Origin of the sequence: Nocardia sp. NPDC006630, from assembly GCF_040611495.1 — a bacterium.
Lineage (GTDB): Bacteria > Actinomycetota > Actinomycetes > Mycobacteriales > Mycobacteriaceae > Nocardia.
In genome coordinates this window covers 615,925-635,598 of record NZ_JBEXOK010000005.1, presented here as the reverse complement: position 1 = coordinate 635,598, position 19,674 = coordinate 615,925, and the positions used below count along the sequence as shown (strand labels likewise).

Annotated in this window: 15 protein-coding genes; 6 read left to right on the top strand and 9 right to left on the bottom strand. The window is 67.6% G+C overall.

Features of this window, described 5'->3' with window-relative positions; genetic code table 11:
- Positions 1-43 precede the first annotated feature (43 nt).
- Together ABZX86_RS17810 and ABZX86_RS17805 are read right to left on the bottom strand one after the other, a co-directional pair.
- Positions 44-361: a hypothetical protein gene (locus ABZX86_RS17810; protein ID WP_355124659.1), complete on the bottom strand. Its 318-nt coding sequence runs from the start codon at positions 359-361 to the stop codon at positions 44-46.
- 151 nt (positions 362-512) lie between these two features.
- Positions 513-2,552 carry a CocE/NonD family hydrolase gene (locus ABZX86_RS17805; RefSeq protein WP_355124657.1) on the bottom strand — a complete coding sequence of 680 codons (2,040 nt, stop codon included), beginning with the start codon at positions 2,550-2,552 and terminating at the stop codon, positions 513-515.
- Positions 2,553-2,705: 153 nt separating this feature from the next.
- Between ABZX86_RS17805 and ABZX86_RS17800 the strand changes: the two genes are divergently transcribed.
- Entirely contained in the window at positions 2,706-3,371 is a 666-nt protein-coding gene (locus tag ABZX86_RS17800) for a TetR/AcrR family transcriptional regulator (RefSeq protein WP_355124655.1), read from the top strand.
- Positions 3,372-3,435: 64 nt separating this feature from the next.
- Here the strand turns inward: ABZX86_RS17800 and ABZX86_RS17795 are convergent, their stop codons facing one another.
- The 5 genes from ABZX86_RS17795 to ABZX86_RS17775 form a co-directional block, all read right to left on the bottom strand.
- Positions 3,436-4,422, bottom strand: coding sequence for a sucrase ferredoxin (locus tag ABZX86_RS17795; RefSeq protein WP_355124653.1), 987 nt, complete (start codon positions 4,420-4,422; stop codon positions 3,436-3,438).
- A complete protein-coding gene (locus tag ABZX86_RS17790) occupies positions 4,419-4,979 on the bottom strand; it encodes a YdeI/OmpD-associated family protein (RefSeq protein WP_355124651.1) in 561 nt (186 codons plus the stop codon). Before ABZX86_RS17790 ends, ABZX86_RS17795 begins: the two co-directional genes overlap by 4 nt.
- An 83-nt stretch (positions 4,980-5,062) precedes the next feature.
- A complete protein-coding gene (locus ABZX86_RS17785) occupies positions 5,063-5,824 on the bottom strand; it encodes an alpha/beta hydrolase (protein WP_355124874.1) in 762 nt (253 codons plus the stop codon).
- A 177-nt stretch (positions 5,825-6,001) separates the two neighbouring features.
- The gene (locus ABZX86_RS17780) at positions 6,002-7,867 is read right to left on the bottom strand and encodes a DNA polymerase Y family protein (protein ID WP_355124649.1); all 1,866 of its coding nucleotides are present in this window, start codon (positions 7,865-7,867) and stop codon (positions 6,002-6,004) included.
- 75 nt (positions 7,868-7,942) lie between these two features.
- Positions 7,943-8,779, bottom strand: coding sequence for a hypothetical protein (locus ABZX86_RS17775; RefSeq protein ID WP_355124647.1), 837 nt, complete (start codon positions 8,777-8,779; stop codon positions 7,943-7,945).
- 261 nt (positions 8,780-9,040) lie between these two features.
- Between ABZX86_RS17775 and ABZX86_RS17770 the strand changes: the two genes are divergently transcribed.
- Complete coding sequence (locus tag ABZX86_RS17770) at positions 9,041-10,171, top strand: serine/threonine-protein kinase (protein WP_355124645.1); 1,131 nt, start codon at positions 9,041-9,043, stop codon at positions 10,169-10,171.
- Between the two features lies 1 nt (position 10,172).
- Here the strand turns inward: ABZX86_RS17770 and ABZX86_RS17765 are convergent, their stop codons facing one another.
- Entirely contained in the window at positions 10,173-10,802 is a 630-nt protein-coding gene (locus ABZX86_RS17765) for a response regulator transcription factor (protein ID WP_327146402.1), read from the bottom strand.
- Positions 10,803-10,824: 22 nt separating this feature from the next.
- On the bottom strand, positions 10,825-12,039 hold the full coding sequence (locus ABZX86_RS17760; protein WP_327146401.1) for a PspC domain-containing protein: 1,215 nt from the start codon (positions 12,037-12,039) through the stop codon (positions 10,825-10,827).
- Between the two features lie 452 nt (positions 12,040-12,491).
- Here ABZX86_RS17760 and ABZX86_RS17755 point away from each other — a divergent pair, with 452 nt between their 5' ends.
- The 4 genes from ABZX86_RS17755 to ABZX86_RS17740 all read left to right on the top strand — a co-directional run bounded on the left by ABZX86_RS17755 (position 12,492) and on the right by ABZX86_RS17740 (position 19,580).
- Entirely contained in the window at positions 12,492-13,130 is a 639-nt protein-coding gene (locus ABZX86_RS17755; RefSeq protein ID WP_355124643.1) for an MspA family porin, read from the top strand.
- 131 nt (positions 13,131-13,261) lie between these two features.
- A complete protein-coding gene (locus tag ABZX86_RS17750) occupies positions 13,262-17,413 on the top strand; it encodes a hypothetical protein (RefSeq protein WP_355124641.1) in 4,152 nt (1,383 codons plus the stop codon).
- Positions 17,414-17,656: 243 nt separating this feature from the next.
- Positions 17,657-19,387, top strand: coding sequence for a PspC domain-containing protein (locus ABZX86_RS17745; protein ID WP_355124639.1), 1,731 nt, complete (start codon positions 17,657-17,659; stop codon positions 19,385-19,387).
- Positions 19,380-19,580 (top strand): hypothetical protein, encoded by a 201-nt coding sequence (locus ABZX86_RS17740; RefSeq protein ID WP_297622160.1) that lies wholly within the window; start codon positions 19,380-19,382, stop codon positions 19,578-19,580. Before ABZX86_RS17745 ends, ABZX86_RS17740 begins: the two co-directional genes overlap by 8 nt.
- The last annotated feature ends 94 nt before the right edge of the window (positions 19,581-19,674 follow it).

Genomic DNA, 19,674 nt, shown 5'->3' with positions numbered 1-19,674 from the left:
CCGAACTGTTTCCCGCCGTGTACAGTCTCCCGCCGAGCGCTGCTCACGCCTGGATTACTTCGAGACCCACCAGCGCGTTCAGCGAATCACAACTGGCCCACGATTGGTTCTGCCCGTACTGCACCGGGCCGTACTTCCAGTAGGTGAACGGCACCGGCCACGCCACGCAGGTGAGCTTCACCTGATGCCAGGTCGGCAGTTCACAATTCGACATTCCACCGGTATTGAAGATGTTGTACAGATGACAGTTGGCGTCCCCGACCGGGACGTCAGCCTGGGCCACCCCGCCACCGACCAGCGTGGCAGCCGCTACCGCGGTGGTAATTACGGCCCCGGCGGCAAGTCGCATCACAGATCGCATTCCGAACCTCCCGAATAGATGTTGCTCGGAGTATCGGGCTGATACGAATATCAGTTACCAACAGTTTGCTACTCGTGCCGAGAACTGTAAAGAAAACCCCTCCGACCCAGCGACTGTCCCGGGGCGGAGGGGTTTTTCGTACGGAGTTTTCCTACCAGCCCGGGTTGCCGCCGATGGGTACGTTGATCCAACTGGGAGCGCTGGGGTCGATATCGATGTGCTGCGGGAGGAGTTGGCTTTCGTTGAGCAGCGGCCGGAGCGGAAGGCCGCGGGGAAAATTGAAGGCGAAGACGTCCACGCGGAGGCGGTGGCCCGGTTGCAGGACGGCGTCGGTGGCGGTCAGGCCCAGATCGAGCTGGGTGGGCTGCCCGGGAACCAGCGGCTCACGGGTGTCCAGGGTCAGGTACGGGTAGGGATCGGTGTAATCGCCGTTCGCCGAGCGGGATGCCTTGGCGTCGTCCACCTTTCGCAGCGAGGCGGTCAGCTGGCCCGAGGTGAGAACCGTGGAACGGCCGTCAGGGGCAACATCATTGATGGTTGCCGACCAGTAACCGTCGGTCGCGTCCAGCACCGTATTGAGATGCAGGTTCACCGGACCGGAGAGGGTGGTCGCCTGCGCGACGGGCGGGCTGGTGAAGGTCAGGCCGTTGAGTTCCATCGGCCGGGCATCCTTGGCGCAGGCGTCGAGGACGGCGGTGATACCGGCGGTGATCTGCGCGGCATCGCGTGAGCACAGGCTCATGACCCCGGCGCCGACGGTAAGCCGCTGCGGCCCACCGGGTTCGGTGCTCAGACTGCCGTCGTACAGGCTGCCGCCCGCGGTGCCGCTGGGCGCTCCGGACAGGTACATGCGACGGTAATCGGCTTCGCTGCGCGGGAATTCGCCCGCGGTGGTCCACGATCCGCCCTGCTGGAACAGCGTCACCGGGCCGTACCCGTCGATGCCGTTGTCAATTCCCTTGAGCCAGTGGTCGAACCACGCGCGCTGCAGCACATCCATGCGCGGCGGCGCACCCGGCGCACCGAAACCGCTGCCCGGATCCGCATGGTAGGTATCGCCCATGATCAGCTGTTTCTGCCCGGGCGGCAACGGAATCGCGTTGTAGATGCGCGGTTCGGAATAGGTGAAGATGTCATGCCAGCCGCCGTAGACCATGGTCGGCACCCGCACCTTGTCCGGATGACCGAGCCAGCCTTGGCGCAGCGGACTGTCCGTCTCCAGCAGGCTCTTCAGATTGTCCGGAATCTCCGGCACGCTCTGGATGGTGAGCGCCTGAATGATGTAGTCGAAGAACGTCATCGGGCTCTGCAGCCGGTCCGCCAGCCACTTCCAGTCGAAATTGCCGGAGAACAGCGCGGACAGATCCGGAATGAGCTTGAGACTGTCGACACCGAGCAACCACGGTGGGATGAAACCGAATCCGAGCGCACCACCGGTGGCGAGCACATCACGCACCAGATCGCTGCCAGGTTCCACCGGGAAGATGGCCTTCAGCGCGGGCGGCTGCTGTTCGGCGGCATGCAGCTGATTGATGGCCGAGTACGAGATACCGCTCATGCCGACCTTGCCGTCCGACCAGGACTGCCTACTCGCCCAGTCGATCACCTCGGCGCTGTCGAGCTGTTCGCGCTGCTGGAAGACCTGCCACACACCCTCGGAGAAACCGGTGCCGCGCACATCGGCGACCACCTGCGTGTACCCGCTCTGAATCAGTTTGCGGTCGGCGGTGAACAACCGGGCCGCACCGCCCGGCAGCGCCTTGGCGAGGTCGGTGAGCCCGCCCAGGCCGACGCCGGACAGGTCGAAGCCCTGCAGGAAATTGCTCAGAATGTCCGGCAGCACCGGTACCGACAGCGCCGAATCGGCGATCATCGACACAAGTTTGGTGTACGGGGTCATATTCACGATGGTCGGGAGCGGGGTGTCCACGATCTGGCCCTGGGCGTTCATCGGCCGATAGACATTGGCCTTCAACACCGTTCCGTCACTCATGGTGATCGGCACGTCCCAGTCGATGTGCACGCCCGGATACTGCGGCGGATCATCCTGGGCAGCGGTCCACTGCGCACCGAGCGAACCGGCGTCCGGTGTGCTTGCCGCGACCGGCGTCGCCAGCGCGCCGACCGTCACCGCCGCGGTGATCAGGGCTAGTGCACCGACGGCACGCCCCCAAGAATTCCCGAGTTTCATCCGACCCCTCGACAAAGAAACATTCGCGTACCCAACGGGTCGTGACTGTAACGGGCGACACGTACGAGTGCAATGATGCTGCCCGCCACATTGCTTCGGCGCCTGTCACACGCGGTAACCCGCGCGGCGGAAACAACTGGTTATCCTCGACTGATGAGTCTCGATCCCGCTGTCGGCCGCGCCCGGCTGCCCCGTGGCAGCCACGGCCTCGACCGTCTGACGGTGGAGAATTCACAGCGCTTCCGCATGATGTGGAGCGTGCTCGAATCGGTGTCCGAGCGCGGGTACGCCGCCACCACCGTGGCCGATATCGTGGCCGGCGCCAATATTTCCCGGCGCACCTTCTACCAGTTCTTCACCGATCGCGAAGACTGCTTCGCGGCGGCCTACTCCGAGGCGGTCGCACAGGTGGTCGCCGCCATGGACGCGGCCATCGCCGCCGCACCGCGCACCGACTGGCGCAGTCTGGTCCGCACCACACTCGGCGAATACCTGCGATTCCTCGCCGAGCACAGCGAATTCGCGCACGCCCTGCATACCGAGGCCTTCGCCGCCGGACCGCGGGTAGCCCGCCAGCGCGTCGACCTGAAGAAGATCTTCGCGGCCCGCATGCGCGCCGCATTCGACATCGGCCGCGCCGCAGGCGATATCCCGGCGGACATCGAGACCGAGGTCTTCGACGTGCTCATCGGCGCCATCGACGACCGCGTCCGCGACTGCCTGCTCTTCTCCCGGGCCGCCGACCTCCCGGACCTCACTCCCCTGCTCTACCGAATCACCCTGGCGCTCTTCGAAGTTCCGGAGCCCAGACCACACTGAGCAGCGGGTCAACCTCAACCGAAGCACGCGAGATTACGGAGGCGCTCGCGGGATAGCGGGGATCTCAGTGCAGTGGGTGGATCCGGTCGGCAACCACCGCGGTGGCGGGTTTCGGCGAGGCGCCACAGCTGGCTTGGCGCGGGGCGTAGGCGACGGAGCGGGTGGTGACCAGCCAGCGGCGGCCGTCGCGGTGGGTCACCGTGGCCGCGCCCGCGAAGGTGGCGTGGTCTTCGACTGTGGCACTGCCGATTTCGGTGAGTTCCACGGTGAGGTCGTCGATGCCCGCACCCGGGTCGGCGTCACCGGCGATGGGCTGCGCATTGCCGTCCGTGGCGCGGCGGGTATAGGTTTCGTCGCTGATCTCTTGGCGCACAGTTACTTCCGCGACCTGCTCGACCGGTGTGTAGCAACTCCGGCCACGGAAACCGGTCAGCGATACCTCGCCGCGGCCGGCCGCTTCGACCATGGCTACGGCCGAATCCCCGTCCATACGACCGTAGGTCAGACCGGCCGGCAGTAGCACCACGGCCGGAGCGAAGCGGTGACCGCCGGTATGCGAGCACTCCCAGACCCGGTCCGGATACAGATCGGACAGACCCGCCGCGATCGGACGGCCGAGCAGTGCGCAGCACTGATCGCGCTTACCGTGCGCGCAGACCAGGATCAGCGGTTCCTCCACCAGCGCACCGATTCCCGGCGGGGGGCCATTGAGCAGGTGCAGGTCCAGATCCAGCAATTCTTTGAGGTCGGTGATCTCCAAGCGTTCACACCAGGAGCCCTCGGGCCGGGAACTGGCGATGAGAACCGTACGCACACCGTCGAATTCATAGCGCCCGGGGCGGCGGATCACCATGGGACGCACCTGGGCGGCCTTGGTGCGCGCCGCCAGTTCGGCGGTGATCTCGGACCCGAGCACCTCATCGCCGATCACATCGCGACCCCACGCGCCGGGCTGTTCGATACACAGCCAGCCGGTGATGCGGGTGGCGCTGCCGGGTAGTGGAATCTCCCGCGCGGCAGCCGAACAGGCCAGCCCCTCGAACGCCGTCACAGCGGCTGCCCATCGGCCAGTTTGCGAATCAACTGCTCGAGCCGGCGCGCCCGCGTTTCCGGCCGCACCGCACTGCCCAGGTGGTATCCGACGACGATCCGCGATTGCGCGGGCAGCGTCTCGAAGAAGGCCGCCGCCTCCGGATTGCGCGCGAGGGCGGCGAGAAAATCCTCCGGCAGATCGCGACCGGCGGCATTGTCCCAGCGGCCGTCCTCCTTGGCGCGGTCGATCTCCGCCTGCCCCGCCGGATGCATGAGACCCTGCTCGATCAATTCCGCGACCAGCCCCACATTGCGCTGTGACCACGGACTACGGCGGCGGCGCGGGGTGAATCCGACAAGATAGAACTCCTCGTCCAGCGGCCGGGCCTGGCCGTCGATCCAGCCGAAACACAGGGCCTGCCGGAGTGCGCGGGCATGGTCCAGCGAGACCCAGCCGGTCCCCTTTTTGGCGAATTTCATCCAAATACCGTCGACGGCAGCGTGATTGGCCGCCAGCCATTCCCGAAACGACTGCTCATCGGCGAAGAACAGGGTAGGACGCTCGAGTGCGGACACCGTCTAACTGTAGATTCCGCCGGGGCCTGCGGTGTTCGGTCCCCGTAAAACGCAATTGTCCGGCGCATCGGGAACACACCAGCTCAGTGCCCCAGGAAGGGCAGAACGGTGCTCGCGAATTCCGGATAGCGATCGCGGTGAATGCTGTGCCCGGAGCTGAAGACCCGCACCGTGCACTCGGGAACTGCGGTGCGCAGCAATTCCAATTTCGCCGGGTCGACCATGCCGCCCGGGCCGCCGCGCAGGAAAAGCGTCGGCGCCGTGATCCCGGGCAGGCCCTCCCACCATTCCGGCAGCGGCTTGCGGAACTGCTCCAGTGCGGTGCCGGTCATGGCGCGGTCGAAAGCCAGCACCGCGCGCGGATGCCGGACCAGACTGCTGGTGGCGTGCCACAGCTCCGGCAGCGACGGCAGGCGGCGGGTCAGGGTCATCTGCTCGTCCCCGGAACGCAGCGGCAACGGTTGCTCTTCAATAACCAACCGCCGCACCAATTCCGGACGCTCCATGGCGACCCACGACACCGCGTAACCACCCAGCGAATGCCCGACCAGATCGACCCGCACCAGGCCCAGCCGATCGCACAGCCGCAGCACATCCGCGCCGAACTCCGGGAAACGATACGAATCGGCATGCCCGCTCCGGCCGTGCCCCCGCAGATCCGGAATGATCACCCGCCGCCCCTGCCGCACCAGCTCCGCCGCGAACCGATCCCAGGTGTGCCCGTCCCCACCCATCCCGTGCACCAGCATCACCGGCGCATCGTTCGACCCGTGCCCCGCCGCATCGGAATCCCGATAGGCGATCGACACGTCATCGAACGCGACCCTGCTGACCGTCTCCACGATCAACCAGCCTACGGACCGGCCTTCCACCTCGCCGCAGCTTGTGCGCACCGCCATAACCGGTGACCAGCCCGCCGCTACCGTTCGCCCGGCCGTCTCCATCGACGGCACAGCCCGTGTCCGAGCCGCACACGCCCGGTAAGGGCTGCGCGATTCAGACAGGGGCTGTTCGGTCCGATCTCACTCGTAGAGGCCCTCGACATGCCAGGTGTGGTTGTAGCCGAGCAGCAGCAGGGCGCGCTTGTCCTTGTCGAGCAGGACCTGGGCGCGGGCCGCGAAACCGTGCTCGAACCGGTGCGTCCACCAGCGATCGTCCAGCGGCCACGGGCCCGCCCAGCCGATCAGCAGCCAGGACCTGCGGCCCCAGTGCAGCTGCGCCGGATCGGCGGTGAACAGACCGCGGTCGGTCACCCACACCGGGGATCCGTCCGCCGCCTCCAGCCGCACCTGCGGCCGGCTCACCCACACCACGGTCGGCGCGGGCTCCGGCAAGCGCCCCGGCCACGGCTGCGCCGGATCCGCCGCCGGCACCGGCTCCTCCCCCAGCGTCACCATGGTGATCCGCTCCGCGGGCCCGCGCCCGCCGCTGAGCACCCCCAACCGCACCGCATCCCCGCCCAGCAGCCCCTGCACCCGAACCAGCGCCCGCCGCGCCCGTTCCTCACCCTCCCCGACCCCACCCCACAGCCCGAGCTGCAACGCCCCTGCCGAAACCACCTCCACCGGTTCCAGCCGCAGCAGGGTAATAGGAGAGCCCGGTACCTCCTCCTCCGCCCACCCATCCGAGTTCTCTTCCACTCCAGCGGATTCCGAGCCACGCCCACGCGAACCGATGCCACGTCCGCCCGAACTGGCGTCGCGCCCACTAGAACCCATACCGCGCCCGGGAGAACTCGTGCCACGCTCACTCGAATCGGCAACGCGCCCGGTCGAGTCCGCTTCGAATCCGACCGAATCAGGGCGGCGGCCGGGCGGGTACGCCGTCGTGCCGTTTCCCTCCGGCCGCGGCACTGCGCCGCGACCTGTCGTTCCATATCGGGCGGCGCGGGCGCGGTCCAGGGAGCGGCGGGTGAGCCAGCCGTCGAGTTGCCAGCGGATGCGGTCGGCGGTGCTGTCGGGGGTGAGGGGTTCGGCGCAGCGCCAGGTGCGGGAGAACTCTTCGCCCGCTTCGGTTTCCGCGTGGATGACCAGGCGGGTGCAGGCCACCGAGGCGGCGGCGAGGCCCTCGTGCAGCCGGGTGGCGAGCAGGCGGCCGGCGAAGGCGGCGGCGTCGATGCGGTCGATCGGAGGATCGCAGCGGTATTCCACCGTCAGGTCGGGGGCGGGGGTCTGCGCGGAGGGCGGGCGCTCCGGTTCGGCACGGGCGCAGCGATGCGCGGCAATGGCATCCGTGCCGAAGCGGGAGGCCACCTCGGCGGGGGTGAGCGCGGCGAAATCACCGATACGGCGTAATCCTAAGCGGCGCAGCAGATCCACCAGATCGGCGCGTTCCGGTGCGGCCAGGGCCGGTTCCACCGACAACTCGGAGACCGGCAGCGGTGCCAGGAATTCCGCGCCCCGGCCGGTCGGCACAATGGTGTTGCGGCGCGCGGCGAGCACCGCCGTGGACAGCTCGTCGGCAATGCCGATCTGGCATTCCGCCCCGGCCGCCGCCACCGCGTCCACAAGCTGTTCCGCCGCAGCCTCTTCCGATCCGAAGAACCGGGCGGCGCCGCGCGCCGACAGCACCAGCAGCCCGGGCCGCAGCACCTCCACCCCCGGCACCGTCGCATCCACGGCCGCCACCACCGGTTCGAACAGTCGCGCATCCCGATCCGGATCCTCCTGTGCCACCAGCAGATCCGGGCACCGCCCCTGCGCCTCCCGCTTCCGCAGCCCGCGCCGAATCCCCTCCGCCCGCGCCGCCGCCGAACACGCCGTCACCCGATTGGCCGAGAGCACCGCCACCGCCCGGGTAGCCGGCGCCCCTGCCTCGGCAGCCGCTGCCACCGCCGGCCAATCCAGGCACCACACCGCCAGCACCCGCCGCGCCTTCACGCCCACCACACCACGACCCCGGTCTCCGCCGCGCACAGATCGGCGGCACGCCGTGCACCACCAGCTCCCGCCCAGGCCCGGCGGTCAGGAGACGGCATGGCGGGCGGGGCTCAGCGGTTCGGAGACAGCGTGATTCGCATCCACCCATTCGACCCGGCCATTACTCGGGCTCAGGGCGAGATGACCGAGGCGGGGCTGGGCGGAGCGGCCGTGTACGGAGACATTCAGCCGGACGGTGCGCAATCGGCCGCAACCACGGCCCAGGCCGCTGTACCCGGTCACCTGACTGTCGATGCGCAGCACCGGACCGGCCCAGAAACCACCGGTGACCACCAGCGTGGAGCCCTTGCTCCGGGCGCGCGCGGTGAGCACTCGGGTGCGGGACATGGGCACCGAAGCACCGTTCAAGCCCAGAATCACCAGATCCAGGCCGTCCAGCAACACCGAGGCGACTTCGAGCGGATCCGGACCGGGATTGACGACAACGGCCAAACGGTCCAGTCGCGCACCCATTTCCGCTGCTGCCAGCAAGCCGAAACGCGGCACGCCGACCACCGCGGCATGACCGCCGGAACCGGTGACCGCGGCCAGCAAACCGGAGAGCAGGGAATTGGCACCGGAGTACAAGACCACCGACCCCTTCGCCAAACCGCCTTCGGGCAAAAGGTTTTCGAGCGCGGGCGGCACCGGCAGCGATTCCCGCCGCAACTCCGCGCCCACCATCCGGGTGCCCGCGCTTGTCGCCGGCGCACCCGTCTCCAGTCGCGAACCCGCCGCCACCGGCTGCACCTGCCGCGCCACCGCGCCCGATTGCACACCCGGCAGGCGAACCGACACCTCGGCGCCGCGCGCCGGAATCGCCGCCATGCGCCGCCGCAATTCGGCCAGCTGCAGCTGCTTGGCCTCCTCCGCCGAACCCATCTATCGACCACCTCTCCCAATCGATGGGGACCCAATTCCCTGGAGCGCAGGGCTCCACCGCACTGCGCCGAGGCCATATCCCGAACCCCCTACAGGTCCGGGACGGATCAGCCAGCACCAACTCAGCTACTCACGATAGTCGAATATATGTTCGATTCAAGCACAGTAGAACTCGAGCCTCGGCACGCGTCAAGAGGCAGTGGCGCAAACCTCGAGTTTCGAACCAGGCCAGTCAGGATGGTTTTCCGCTACCCTGCACCCGTGACCGAACGCGCCCGTCCCATCGTCGGCCCCGATTACCTGGTGGCCGGCCGCTACCGTCTGCAATCGAAGCTCGGTGGCGGCGGCATGGGTGCGGTGTGGCTGGCGAAGGACCGCCTACTCAACCGCGATGTCGCCATCAAGCAGGTGCTCACCACCGCCGGACTCAATGAGCACGAGGCCCAGGAGGTGCGGCGACGCATCATGCACGAGGGCCGGGTGGCCGCGAAGCTCTCGCACGAGCACGCCATCGCCGTGTACGACGTGGAGCTCGAGAACGGCGAACCCTGGCTGGTGATGGAGTACCTGCCCTCGCGCAGCGTCGCCAAGGCCATCTCGCTGACCAACGCGCTCTCCCCCATCGAGGTCGCGCAGATCGGCGCGCAGGTCGCCGACGCACTGGCCACCGCGCACGCCGCGGGCATCGTGCACCGTGACATCAAGCCCGGCAATATTCTGGTAGCCGATCGCGGCGACGAGGTCGGCATGGTCAAACTCAGCGACTTCGGCATCTCCAGCGCCGCGGGCGATGCCGACGATGTCGGCGATGTCATCACCGGCACCCCCGCCTACCTGCCGCCGGAGGTCGCGCGCGGCGCCCAGCCGACCACCGCCAGCGACGTATTCTCGCTCGGCGCAACGCTGTACACCGCCATGGAGGGCCAGCCGCCGTACGGCTTCCACGACGACAGCGGGGTGATCGTGGAACGCGCCGCCATGGCGCAGGTGATTCCGCCGCAGCGCAGCGGACCGCTCACCTCGGTGCTGCTGCACATGATGGAACCGGCGCCGCAGCGGCGCCCCACCATGGCTGAGGCGCGCAATGAAATCCTCACCGCGGCTTTCGGTCCCGGTACCGCGCCCTACATTCTCGGCGCGCCGGTGCGCACCGACGACGGCACCATTCCGGCCTGGGCGGCGCGCAATTCCGCTGCCGGACTGCGCAGCCCGCACTCCAGCCCGCTCCCCCGCCCGCAGCGCGCCAATTCCACCGCCGCACCCGCTGCCCCGCAGCAGAAGTCGAAGGGCTTCGACCTCTCCAAGCTCGGCCCCAACGCCGGACCCCTGGCTGTAGCGATCGGCCTGCTCATCGGCCTGCTGATCATCATCGTCATTCTGGTCGTGCTGTAGCTCAATCGATGCGGCGGCGATGGGCCCAGCGGGTCAGGGCATTGCGGTTGGACTGCTGGGTCTTTCGCAGCACGTTGGAGGCGTGGGTCTCGACCGTTTTCACCGAGATGAACAGGTTCTCGGCGATCTCCCGGTAGGTGTAGCCGCGCGCCAGCAGGCGCAGCACCTCCAGCTCACGCGGGGTGAGCGAATCCAGTTCGGGATCGAGCGGCGGCTCGGGCACCTGGGACCGGCCGGTGAACGAATCCAGCACGAAACCGGCCAGGCGCGGGCTGAATACGGCATCGCCACCCGCCACCCGCCGAATGCCGTCCGCCAGTTCGGGACCCGAGATCGTCTTGGTGACATAGCCACGCGCCCCCGCGCGAATCACCGCGATCACATCCTCGGCCGCATCGGAAACGCTGAGCGCCAGGCACACCGGCCCCGCCTCGACGCCCTGTAGTACGGCTACTCCGCCGCCATCGGGCATGTGCACATCGAGCAGCACCACATCCGGTGTGGTCGCCTTGATTCCGGCAATGGCCTCGGCCACCCCGCCGGCCTCACCGACCACCTCCATATCGGATTCACGACTCAGCTCGGCCCGCACCCCGGACCGGAACACGGCATGATCGTCGACCAGAAACACCCGGACACTCACCACAAGCTCCTCATTCGGCAGAGTCGTGCTGCACCACAATACGTTCGTCGGCACCATCCTTGCGGGGCATGGTGATTCGCACCTCGGTGCCACGCCCGGGCGTCGAGGTGATCTCCACATGCCCGCCGCGCCGTTCGATACGGGCGCGAATGGATCTGGTCAGGCCCTGCCGGTCGGATTCGACCGCGTTCACATCGAAACCCTTGCCCCGGTCCCGCACGAAGACGCTCACCTGATGCGGTTCGGCCTCCGCGAACAGGTCGATCGAGGGCACCTCGGCATGTTTGGCGGCATTCACCAGGGCTTCGCGGCTGGCGCCGAGCAGTGCGGTGAAATGCTCCTTGGGCAGGCCGATTCCGCTGTCGTCGACATCCATGGTCACATCGCCCACCGTCACCGGCGTGACCTTCACCCCGTGCTGATCCTCCACCTCACCGGCGATGGTGCGCAGCGCCGCAACCAGACTCGACTGCGCCGGCCCGGTGTCGTCGAACAGCCACTTGCGCAGCTCGCGCTCCTGACTGCGCGCCAGCCGCACCACCTCGTGCTGATCCCCGGCCTGCCGCTGGATCAGGGCGAGCGTCTGCAGCACCGAATCGTGCAGATGCGAGGCGATCTCCTCGCGCTCGTCATTGCGAATACGCGCCGCGCGTTCATCATTCAGCGCCCGCACCATGCGCAACCACAGCGGCACCGTGAGCAGCCCGGCCCCGACCAGGGTGACCGCCACCGCCAGCAGGGCCGAACCCAGCGAACTCAGATTGATGCGCGCCAGCACCACCACACCCAGCCCGACCACGATCAGCGTCGCGCCCGCGACAATGCGCGCCCAGGTGACCACCGACGGCCGCGACGGCAGGCCGATGGCGGATCTCGGCCCGTCCGCATCGAATTCGCGCCACACCAGCGCCGCACCGATGGCGACCACGATGATCGGCCCCACGACCTGCGCGGCCGTCCCATTGAACAACCACGACATGCCGACCGACAGCGCCAGCCCGAGCAGCACCAGGCCGATGGCCTGCCGCCGCTCCGATGCCGACGGCTTCACCGCGTCCCCGCCACCCGGCGTGAAGATCCACAGCATCCCGTACGCCACCACCCCGGCCCCGAGCAGCCCGGACAGCAGCACGAACGCAATGCGCACCTTGAAGACATCGATGCCGAGATGGTCGGCCAGACCACCCGCCACCCCGCCGACCACCCGGCCGCCGGAACGCCGCATCAGCCGCTGCGGCTGCACCGCCACCGTGCGCGCGGGATCGAGCGCCCCACGGGCAGGGTCGAACAGGGGCGCGGACGGATACATACCTCCGATACTGGCATGCCACGGTGACAGGCAACATCGGGAAACACCCCCATTCCGGCCCTGAGACCGAGAGTTTGTCCGGTCCGGACAGAAAACCGGTTCTGAACTGCACGGAAATCGCGGCGGCAGCATTTCGGCGGTGCTCCCGGACGCGCCGGACCGGACACCCGGGCGCGGCGGCCGGACGAAACGGGCCGACCGGACCGGAGAACCGGTCGCGACCACTCTCATCAGCAGTTATTCCTCATTCCGGAGCATAAGGCGCTCGGCCCGCACCGGGTGTCCTCCCTAACTTTCTCCTCGGGACCAGCAAGTCCCACACCGCGACCGCTACCGCAGCGGCGCAACAGGTTCGGGGAGGAACCACCATGATCATCAAGACCGCGTTCGCCGCTGTAGTCACCGCAGCCGGACTCACCCTCGGCGCCGGAGCAGGCCACGCCGACGTACTGGCGCCACACGAGAAGACCACCACCGCACCCAACGGCATGTCGATCACCGTCGGGCATACCGGCAATGCAGCCCGGGTGGTGCCGCCCTTGAACGGGATGCCGACCAGTCGGGAGGTGTACCTGGACAACACTTCCTACGGACGGGTGCAGGGCGGCACCGGCAAGATCCGCACCGGCTACTTCGTCGCCTGCGCCGTCGATCTGGATGTGAAGTTCGATATCGCGGCGAATGTGGGCATCACCGCCGACGCCTCGGTGGGGGTGAGCGCCGGGACGGACCTGGTGACACCGTCCGCGAATGTGAGCATCGCCCCCACCATCGGCGGCAGCATCGGTGTGGATCTGTCCATCACGCCCGGAAAGATCAATGACATCAAGCTCGGCGAGAAGGAGCTGCCCGCGGGCGGCACCGGTTACATCGTCGACCACGACTACCGGCTCACCGTGAACGGCTGCGGCGGACCGCTGACGGTGCAGGCGTACACGATCATCGAGGCCACCTCACCCGAGGCGGATGCGGGCGACTGGGTCATCGGCGACCCGATCGTGCTGTGATCCGGCGCATCCACCGGCTCGATGCCCTGCGGCGGCGTAACTCCACGGTGCGCCGCCGCATCGGCAATCGTGCCGCGCAGCAGCTAAATTGGCCTGATGCTCGCGGGGGACAAGCGCATAGGGGAAGCACCATGGTGACCGGGGAGGCCGAGGAGCAGATCCGTTCGCCACGAGCTCTTTTCGCGCAGCGATTCACCGAACTCTATGAAGCGGCAGGCAATCCGACTCTCCGCCGGGTCGCCACCGCGGCGGAAGCCCGGATGCGCGCCGCCCAGGGCAATCGTCCGGGCGGCGCATCCGCCCAGCGCATCAGCGATTGGAAGGCGGGCCGAAATGTCCCGGCCCGCTTCGAATCCCTGCTCCCGGTGGTGCTCACCCTCGTCGAACTCGCCCGCAAAGCCGGGCACCCACTCCCCCGCGAACTCGCGGAAACCCGCGAATGGCAACGCCTCTGGCACGCCGCCACCACGTGGAACCCCGAAGAGGACGACCACGCCGCCTGCCCCTACCCCGGCCTGACCTCCTACCGCCCGGAAAATCGCACCCTGTTCTTCGGCCGCACCCGCGCCACCACAGAACTCACCGCCCTGGTCCGCGATTCCACCGGCATGGTCGCCGTGATCGGCGCCTCCGGCGCGGGCAAATCCTCCCTGCTCGGCGCAGGCCTGCTACCCACCCTCGCCGACTGGGAGACAACAGCTCTCACTCCGGGCCCGCACCCTCTGACCGCCCTCCTCGAGGCCATCACGGACAACGTCCCTGCCCAGCTGCATCCAGACTTCGTACCCGCACCGACTACCGACCACACCACCACAACGGCATCGAATCCGCAGACCGCGGCGGACCTCATGCACGCTGCAACGGCCACGCAGGCTGCACCGGACTCGGGAGCCGGACCGGTATCGGAATCGGACGGTGCCCCAGCAGATCCCGGCACCGCGTCCGCGACGACGCCGGTCGCGGCGATCCGCGTTGCGCTGGCTCCGCGCAGCGGCGGTCCGCGGCGGCTGCTGGTCATCGACCAGTTCGAGGAACTGTTCACCGCCTGTGACAGCGAGCAGGAACGCGAGGAGTTCCTGACCGTGCTGAACAGCTGCGCCGAGCGCGCCGATGATCCGATCGCCGTGGTGGTCGCGCTGCGGGCCGACTTCTACGCACACTGTCTGAACTACCTGGTCCTGCAGGATGCCCTCGAACACCGCAGCTATCTGCTCGGCCCGATGCGCCCCGACGAACTGGCGCAGGCGATTTCGGGCCCGGCGCGGGCTGTCGGCCTGGAGCTGGAACCCGGCCTCGAAGAATTGGTGATCACCGAATTGTGCGGTGCCGGTGACCATCACGGCCGCCGCACCTACGATCCGGGCGCCCTCCCCCTGCTCTCGCACGTCATGGCCGCGACCTGGCAGCACCGGGAAGGCCGCCGCCTCACCGTCACCGGCTACCGCAATGCCGGCGGCGTGGTCGGCTCGGTGGCCGAAACCGCCGAATACGCCTGGAACGAACTCTCTTCCACCCAGCGCGAGGCCGCCAAGGCGATCCTGCTCGGACTGGTCACGGTGACCCAGGACTCCCGTGACACCCGCCGCCCCGCCCAGCGCCCGGACCTCCTACGCCTCGCCTCCAACCCCGAAGACGCCACCGCCGCACTGGAATTGCTCTCCCGCACCCGCCTCACCACCCTGGATTCCGACGCCGTCACCCTGACCCACGAAATCATCCTCACCGCCTGGCCCCGCCTCCGCGCCTGGATCGACGAAGACCGCGTCGGCTACCTCACCCGCCAGCGCCTGGAGACCGACGCCGCCGAATGGGCTGCCCAAGAACGCGATTCCTCCCTCCTCTACCGAGGCACCCGCCTCCACAACGCCCTCGACAACGTAGACCCACCCCCGGTCGGCCCCCTGGCCCACGAATTCCTCACCGCCGCATCCACCGCCCGCGATCACACCCGGCGCCGATCCTCCCGCACCAGAACGATCCTGGCGCTGCTCGGCGTCGCGCTGCTGATCCTGGGTTTCACCGCCTACACCGAGATTCGCCTGGCCGACCAGCGGCGTGACGACAAGAATTTCGCCGCCGTACTCACCTCGGCGGACCAGATCCAACAGACGGATCCTTCCCTTGCGGCACAGTTGAATCTGATCGCCTGGCGCATGCGGCCCGGCGATCAGGAGGTGCGGTCCCGGCTGTTGCGGACGCAGAACACACCGCTGGCAACCGCGACCCCCGCAGCCCCACAGAGCGTCGCGAAACTCGTGTACCAGGCCGGAGGCAAGACACTCGCCGCACTCTCCTCCGACGGTGGACTGCACCTGTGGGATACCACCGATGCGCAGCACCCACGGTCCCTGGGGCGACAGCTCGACGGAATCGGCGATGTGGACTTCAGCCCGGACGGCACCCTGATGGCCACCACCGGTTCCGCGAACGCTCCGGATCATCCCCTCACGCTGTGGGACATCTCGGTACCGAGCACACCCAGGCCACTCAGCACCCTGCCGCAATTGCCTGACTCGACGATCGCCAAAATAGCGTTCGCACCGGACGGTCGAACACTTGCGACGCTGACCCTGACTCAGCTGACCCTGTGGAATATCAGCCATCCCGCCGCACCCGTCATGGGTCCGTCGCGGCAGCTGAACCAGGGCAATCGCGTCACGAGCATCGGCCCGCTGCGGTTCAGCCCGAACGGGCACATGCTGGCCCTGGTCGTACAGCCCGACGAGCAGAGTCAGGTGGTCCAGCTGTGGGGTGCGTCGACCGATCTCACACTGCTGGCACCGGCTCTGGGCGGAGCAATCAACGAGCGGCTCGATCTCGCCTTCAGCGCGGACAGCGGGGTTCTGGCCATCGGGAGCAGCACCGAGGGCATCCAGACGATGACTCGCTCGGCGGCCACCGTGCGCCTGTGGGATGTCACCGAACCCGATCATGCCCGCCAGTACCCCACCCTCGAAACCGGTCTGAGCGGCCTGTGGGCCATAACCTTCAGCTCCGAGGGGCGGGTACTCGCCGCGAGCGGCGCAAGCGGTGCGGGCATATGGGATCTCGCCGAACCAGCCGACCCGGGCCGAATCGTCGAGAATTTGCCCGCCGGTCTCGGGATCTGCCATTACGGAGGCGAGACGATGCCGTGCACCAGCGGCCCGACCGCCCTGGCCTTCGCTCCCGGCAGTCATACGCTCGCCGCCGGCGACGGAAGCGGCACCATCAAGGTGTGGTCGCTACCCTCGGCCGTCCTGACGGGGCAGGCGGGCTGGGTGACACATCCGATCTTCGACTCGACCGGTTCCCGAATGGTCACCGCCTCCAGCGACGGCAGATTCGGGCTGTGGGACGTCCGGAATCCACAGGCGCCCAAACGAATCGGCGAGTACCAGGTCGAACCCGGATTCAGTTCGGCCAGCCTGTCGGCGGACGGCTCCACACTGCTGGTGCGAGATCCGTCCAACAACTCCCGCCTGATTCTCGACATATCCGATCCCGCGCACATCCGCACCATCGGCCAGTGGCAACTACCCATCTCGAAGAACGGCGGCGTCACGTTCAGCGATGACTGGCGACTGCTGGCCACCTTCGACGGCAACATGCTTCAACTGTGGGATCTCAGCGATCGCGCCCGGCCGGTACCCATCGGCCGGCCGTGGCAAATGCCGGCGGTCACCAACTCGGTGTACTTCGGTCCGGACAACAAAACCCTCGCGATAGACCAATTGAGCCATACCGGTGCACAACCCGAGAATGTCATCACCCTCTGGGATATCAGCGACCCGGCGCACCCGCGCCAAATCAGTGAGCTGCTGAGGCGATCCGCCACGAACACCGCGCGAACCGTTCTCACACCGAATCTGCAACGCATGATCGTCATCGACAACGAGACGATTCAGAGCTGGGACATCAGCGATCCGGCCAGACCGATCCGGCTCGGCGAACCGGTCGCCCTGCACACTCTGTCCATCCGTACGGTGGCGTTCACGACCGACTCGCGAACTCTGCTCACCAGCAGTGACGACGGCGCACTACGGCTATGGGATTTCCACGACCCGGCATACCCGGCGCTGACAGCCACTCTTCTACAGTCTGGGCCATACAGCTGGGACGCCAGCCTGGATTCTGACGGGAGGAGCGTGGCCGCAGGGTCCGCGGATGGCGCGATTCGACTGTGGGACTTGGATGAGCAGCATGCCATCGATCGCATCTGCACCGTCACCGGTTCGATGTGGACTCCCGAGCTGTGGCACCGCTATCTACCTCAGCTGCCCTACAAGCCACCGTGCAATTGACCGGCGCAGCGGAGATCTCACACTGACCACCCCGAACGCATCTGCAGCGTCACCGGCACGCTGCGGACTCCTCAGCTGCGGCATCGCTGTCTACCGCGACCGGCCTACCGGCCACCGTGCGGTCCATCAGTGCACCGATCAGTGTGCTGACCATGTCGATAGCGCACCTGCGGGCAAGTTCAGGTGGTGTTTCAGGGTGTTCCCCGATGCGCCCGGAGCGGCCCCGCAACGACTATGGAACCCATGACGAGAACGAGCGACTGGTCCAGGGGCACCGGGCGTGCCGGGTTCGCTGATCAGCTTCACGATATGTGGCAGACCCGGCCGGTAAGGCTGCCGAACAATGGGCCGATCGCGGGGGTGGCGGCCGGGTTCGGGCGGCGGTACAACGTGGATCCGGTGCTGGTGCGGGTCGCGTTCGTGACGTCGGCGCTGTTCGGCGGGGCGGGGATCGTGCTTTATCTGATGGCTTGGCTGCTGCTGAGCCAGTCGGGTGATCAATCCTCCGCGGCGGAATCGCTTTTCGGGCGGGGGCAGAGCTCGCAGACCTCGTCCAAGACCATTGTGCTGCTGGTGGCGCTGGGTATCGCCGTCACCACCGTCGGTCCCGTCGGCGTCGGACTGGGCGGGTCGGGGGTGATCAGCTTCGCGCTCATGCTGGCCGGCTGGTGGCTGCTGCACCAGCGGCAGCCGGCACCGCCGCAGGACTATCTGGAGCAGGCTGCCGCCGATGCAACGCTCGGTGAGTTCCCCATGGCGAACTCACCGTTCTGGACCGGATACCCGGGCACCACAGCACCATTCGACACCTACGGGCCGTACACGAAGCTGCCGGACAGCTACCAGCACGATCCGAACCAGCAGCCGTCTTCGGATGCGCCTACGGAAGCCTTTGCCCAGCAGGGGTTTTCACCTGACCCCGAGGGCGCAGCTCAGGACAACACGGTCCTGAAGTCCGCTCCGACTGTGGCGCAGGATGTTTCGACTCCCGTAACGGAATCCGATACCGAGGTTCTCCGCAAGCCGGAGGTGAACGCTACTGCAAGCCAGGATGTCCCGGCAACGGCCGATGACCAGGCGACGGTTGTACTCCGCAAGGATGCCGCGGATCGGACCGACTCCCCGAACGAATCCGGGGCCGGCAACACTGGAACCGGCGAGAAGGACGCATCCGGACCCGAGGCACCGCAGGATCAGCAGCCCGACGGCACACCGCCTGTCCTGCACCGGATTCCGTCCGCCTCCGAGCGCCCCTACACCGCCTATGGCCCCGCCCCCATCTCCCCCGACTTCGGCCCCACCCCACCCGGCTGGGATCCGCTCGGCGTCGCCCCGCTGGCCTGGGATCTGCCCGAACCCGGCCCCGGCCCGGTCCAGCAGACCCTCCCGGTGCAGGCCACACCGCGCAAACCCCGCTCCCGCCTGACCCTCATGGTGATCGGCCTGGCCATCCTGGCTGCGGCCGCCGCCGGAGCAGCGGCCGCCTCGGGTGTGGAGTGGATGACGCCCAGCCGCATCGGCGCCGCCGCACTGGCCGTGATCGCACTCGGTTTGATCGTCGGCGCCTTCCTGCGGCGCGGCTACGGACTCATGGTTCTGCTTGCGCCCCTTGCCGGTTTCGTCATTCTGTCCTCGCTGATCGGCCCCATCGAATTCGACAAGGGCTCGGTGGGCGATCACCGATGGGCCGCGGTGGCGCAGACCGAACTGCTGCCCGCGTATCACGTCTCGATGGGCTCGGCGACGCTCGACCTGAGCAAACTGCAGCTCACCGAGGATCGGGCCGTCAAGGTCTCGGTGCGCATGGGTGACGCCCGGGTGGTACTGCCCCAGAACCTGCGTGTCGACACCAGTTGCACTGTGCACATGGGTGATTCGAACTGCGTAAGTGGAATGTCAGGGCCCGCAACGGGTCCGGTGCTGAATCTGACCGTCGATGTGCAGATGGGAAACGCGGAGGTGAATCGTGGCTGAGCAGAAGAATCGTCGTCCGTCGTTCTCACTGCTACTGGCAGGACTGCTGGGACTCGGTGTGAGCGTGTGGGCCTTCATCGGCCCGCACTCCTGGCCGGTATCAGGTGGACTGTCACTGGGGTGGATCGTGGTGATCGCCGCAATCGTTGTCGGTATCGTATTGGTTCTGTCGCCACGTAAGAACAGCGACTAGCGCGCCGCGCTGCCCCACCCTCGCCGGGGCAGCGCGGACGCCTTCGCGGACTGCCCTCCGAGAAGGCAGAAGGCCCCTCGCCAGCAATGGCAAG

Bases quoted from the DNA above. Each gene is read 5' to 3' on its own strand.
- ABZX86_RS17805 (WP_355124657.1), bottom strand. From the start codon at position 2,552: ATGAAACTCGGGAATTCTTGGGGGCGTGCCGTCGGTGCACTAGCCCTG.
- ABZX86_RS17775 (WP_355124647.1), bottom strand. From the start codon at position 8,779: ATGGGTTCGGCGGAGGAGGCCAAGCAGCTGCAGCTGGCCGAATTGCGG.
- ABZX86_RS17760 (WP_327146401.1), bottom strand. From the start codon at position 12,039: ATGCGGCGTTCCGGCGGCCGGGTGGTCGGCGGGGTGGCGGGTGGTCTG.
- ABZX86_RS17745 (WP_355124639.1), top strand. From the start codon at position 17,657: ATGACGAGAACGAGCGACTGGTCCAGGGGCACCGGGCGTGCCGGGTTC.
- ABZX86_RS17750 (WP_355124641.1), top strand. From the start codon at position 13,262: ATGGTGACCGGGGAGGCCGAGGAGCAGATCCGTTCGCCACGAGCTCTT.
- ABZX86_RS17755 (WP_355124643.1), top strand. From the start codon at position 12,492: ATGATCATCAAGACCGCGTTCGCCGCTGTAGTCACCGCAGCCGGACTC.
- ABZX86_RS17800 (WP_355124655.1), top strand. From the start codon at position 2,706: ATGAGTCTCGATCCCGCTGTCGGCCGCGCCCGGCTGCCCCGTGGCAGC.
- ABZX86_RS17810 (WP_355124659.1), bottom strand. From the start codon at position 361: ATGCGATCTGTGATGCGACTTGCCGCCGGGGCCGTAATTACCACCGCG.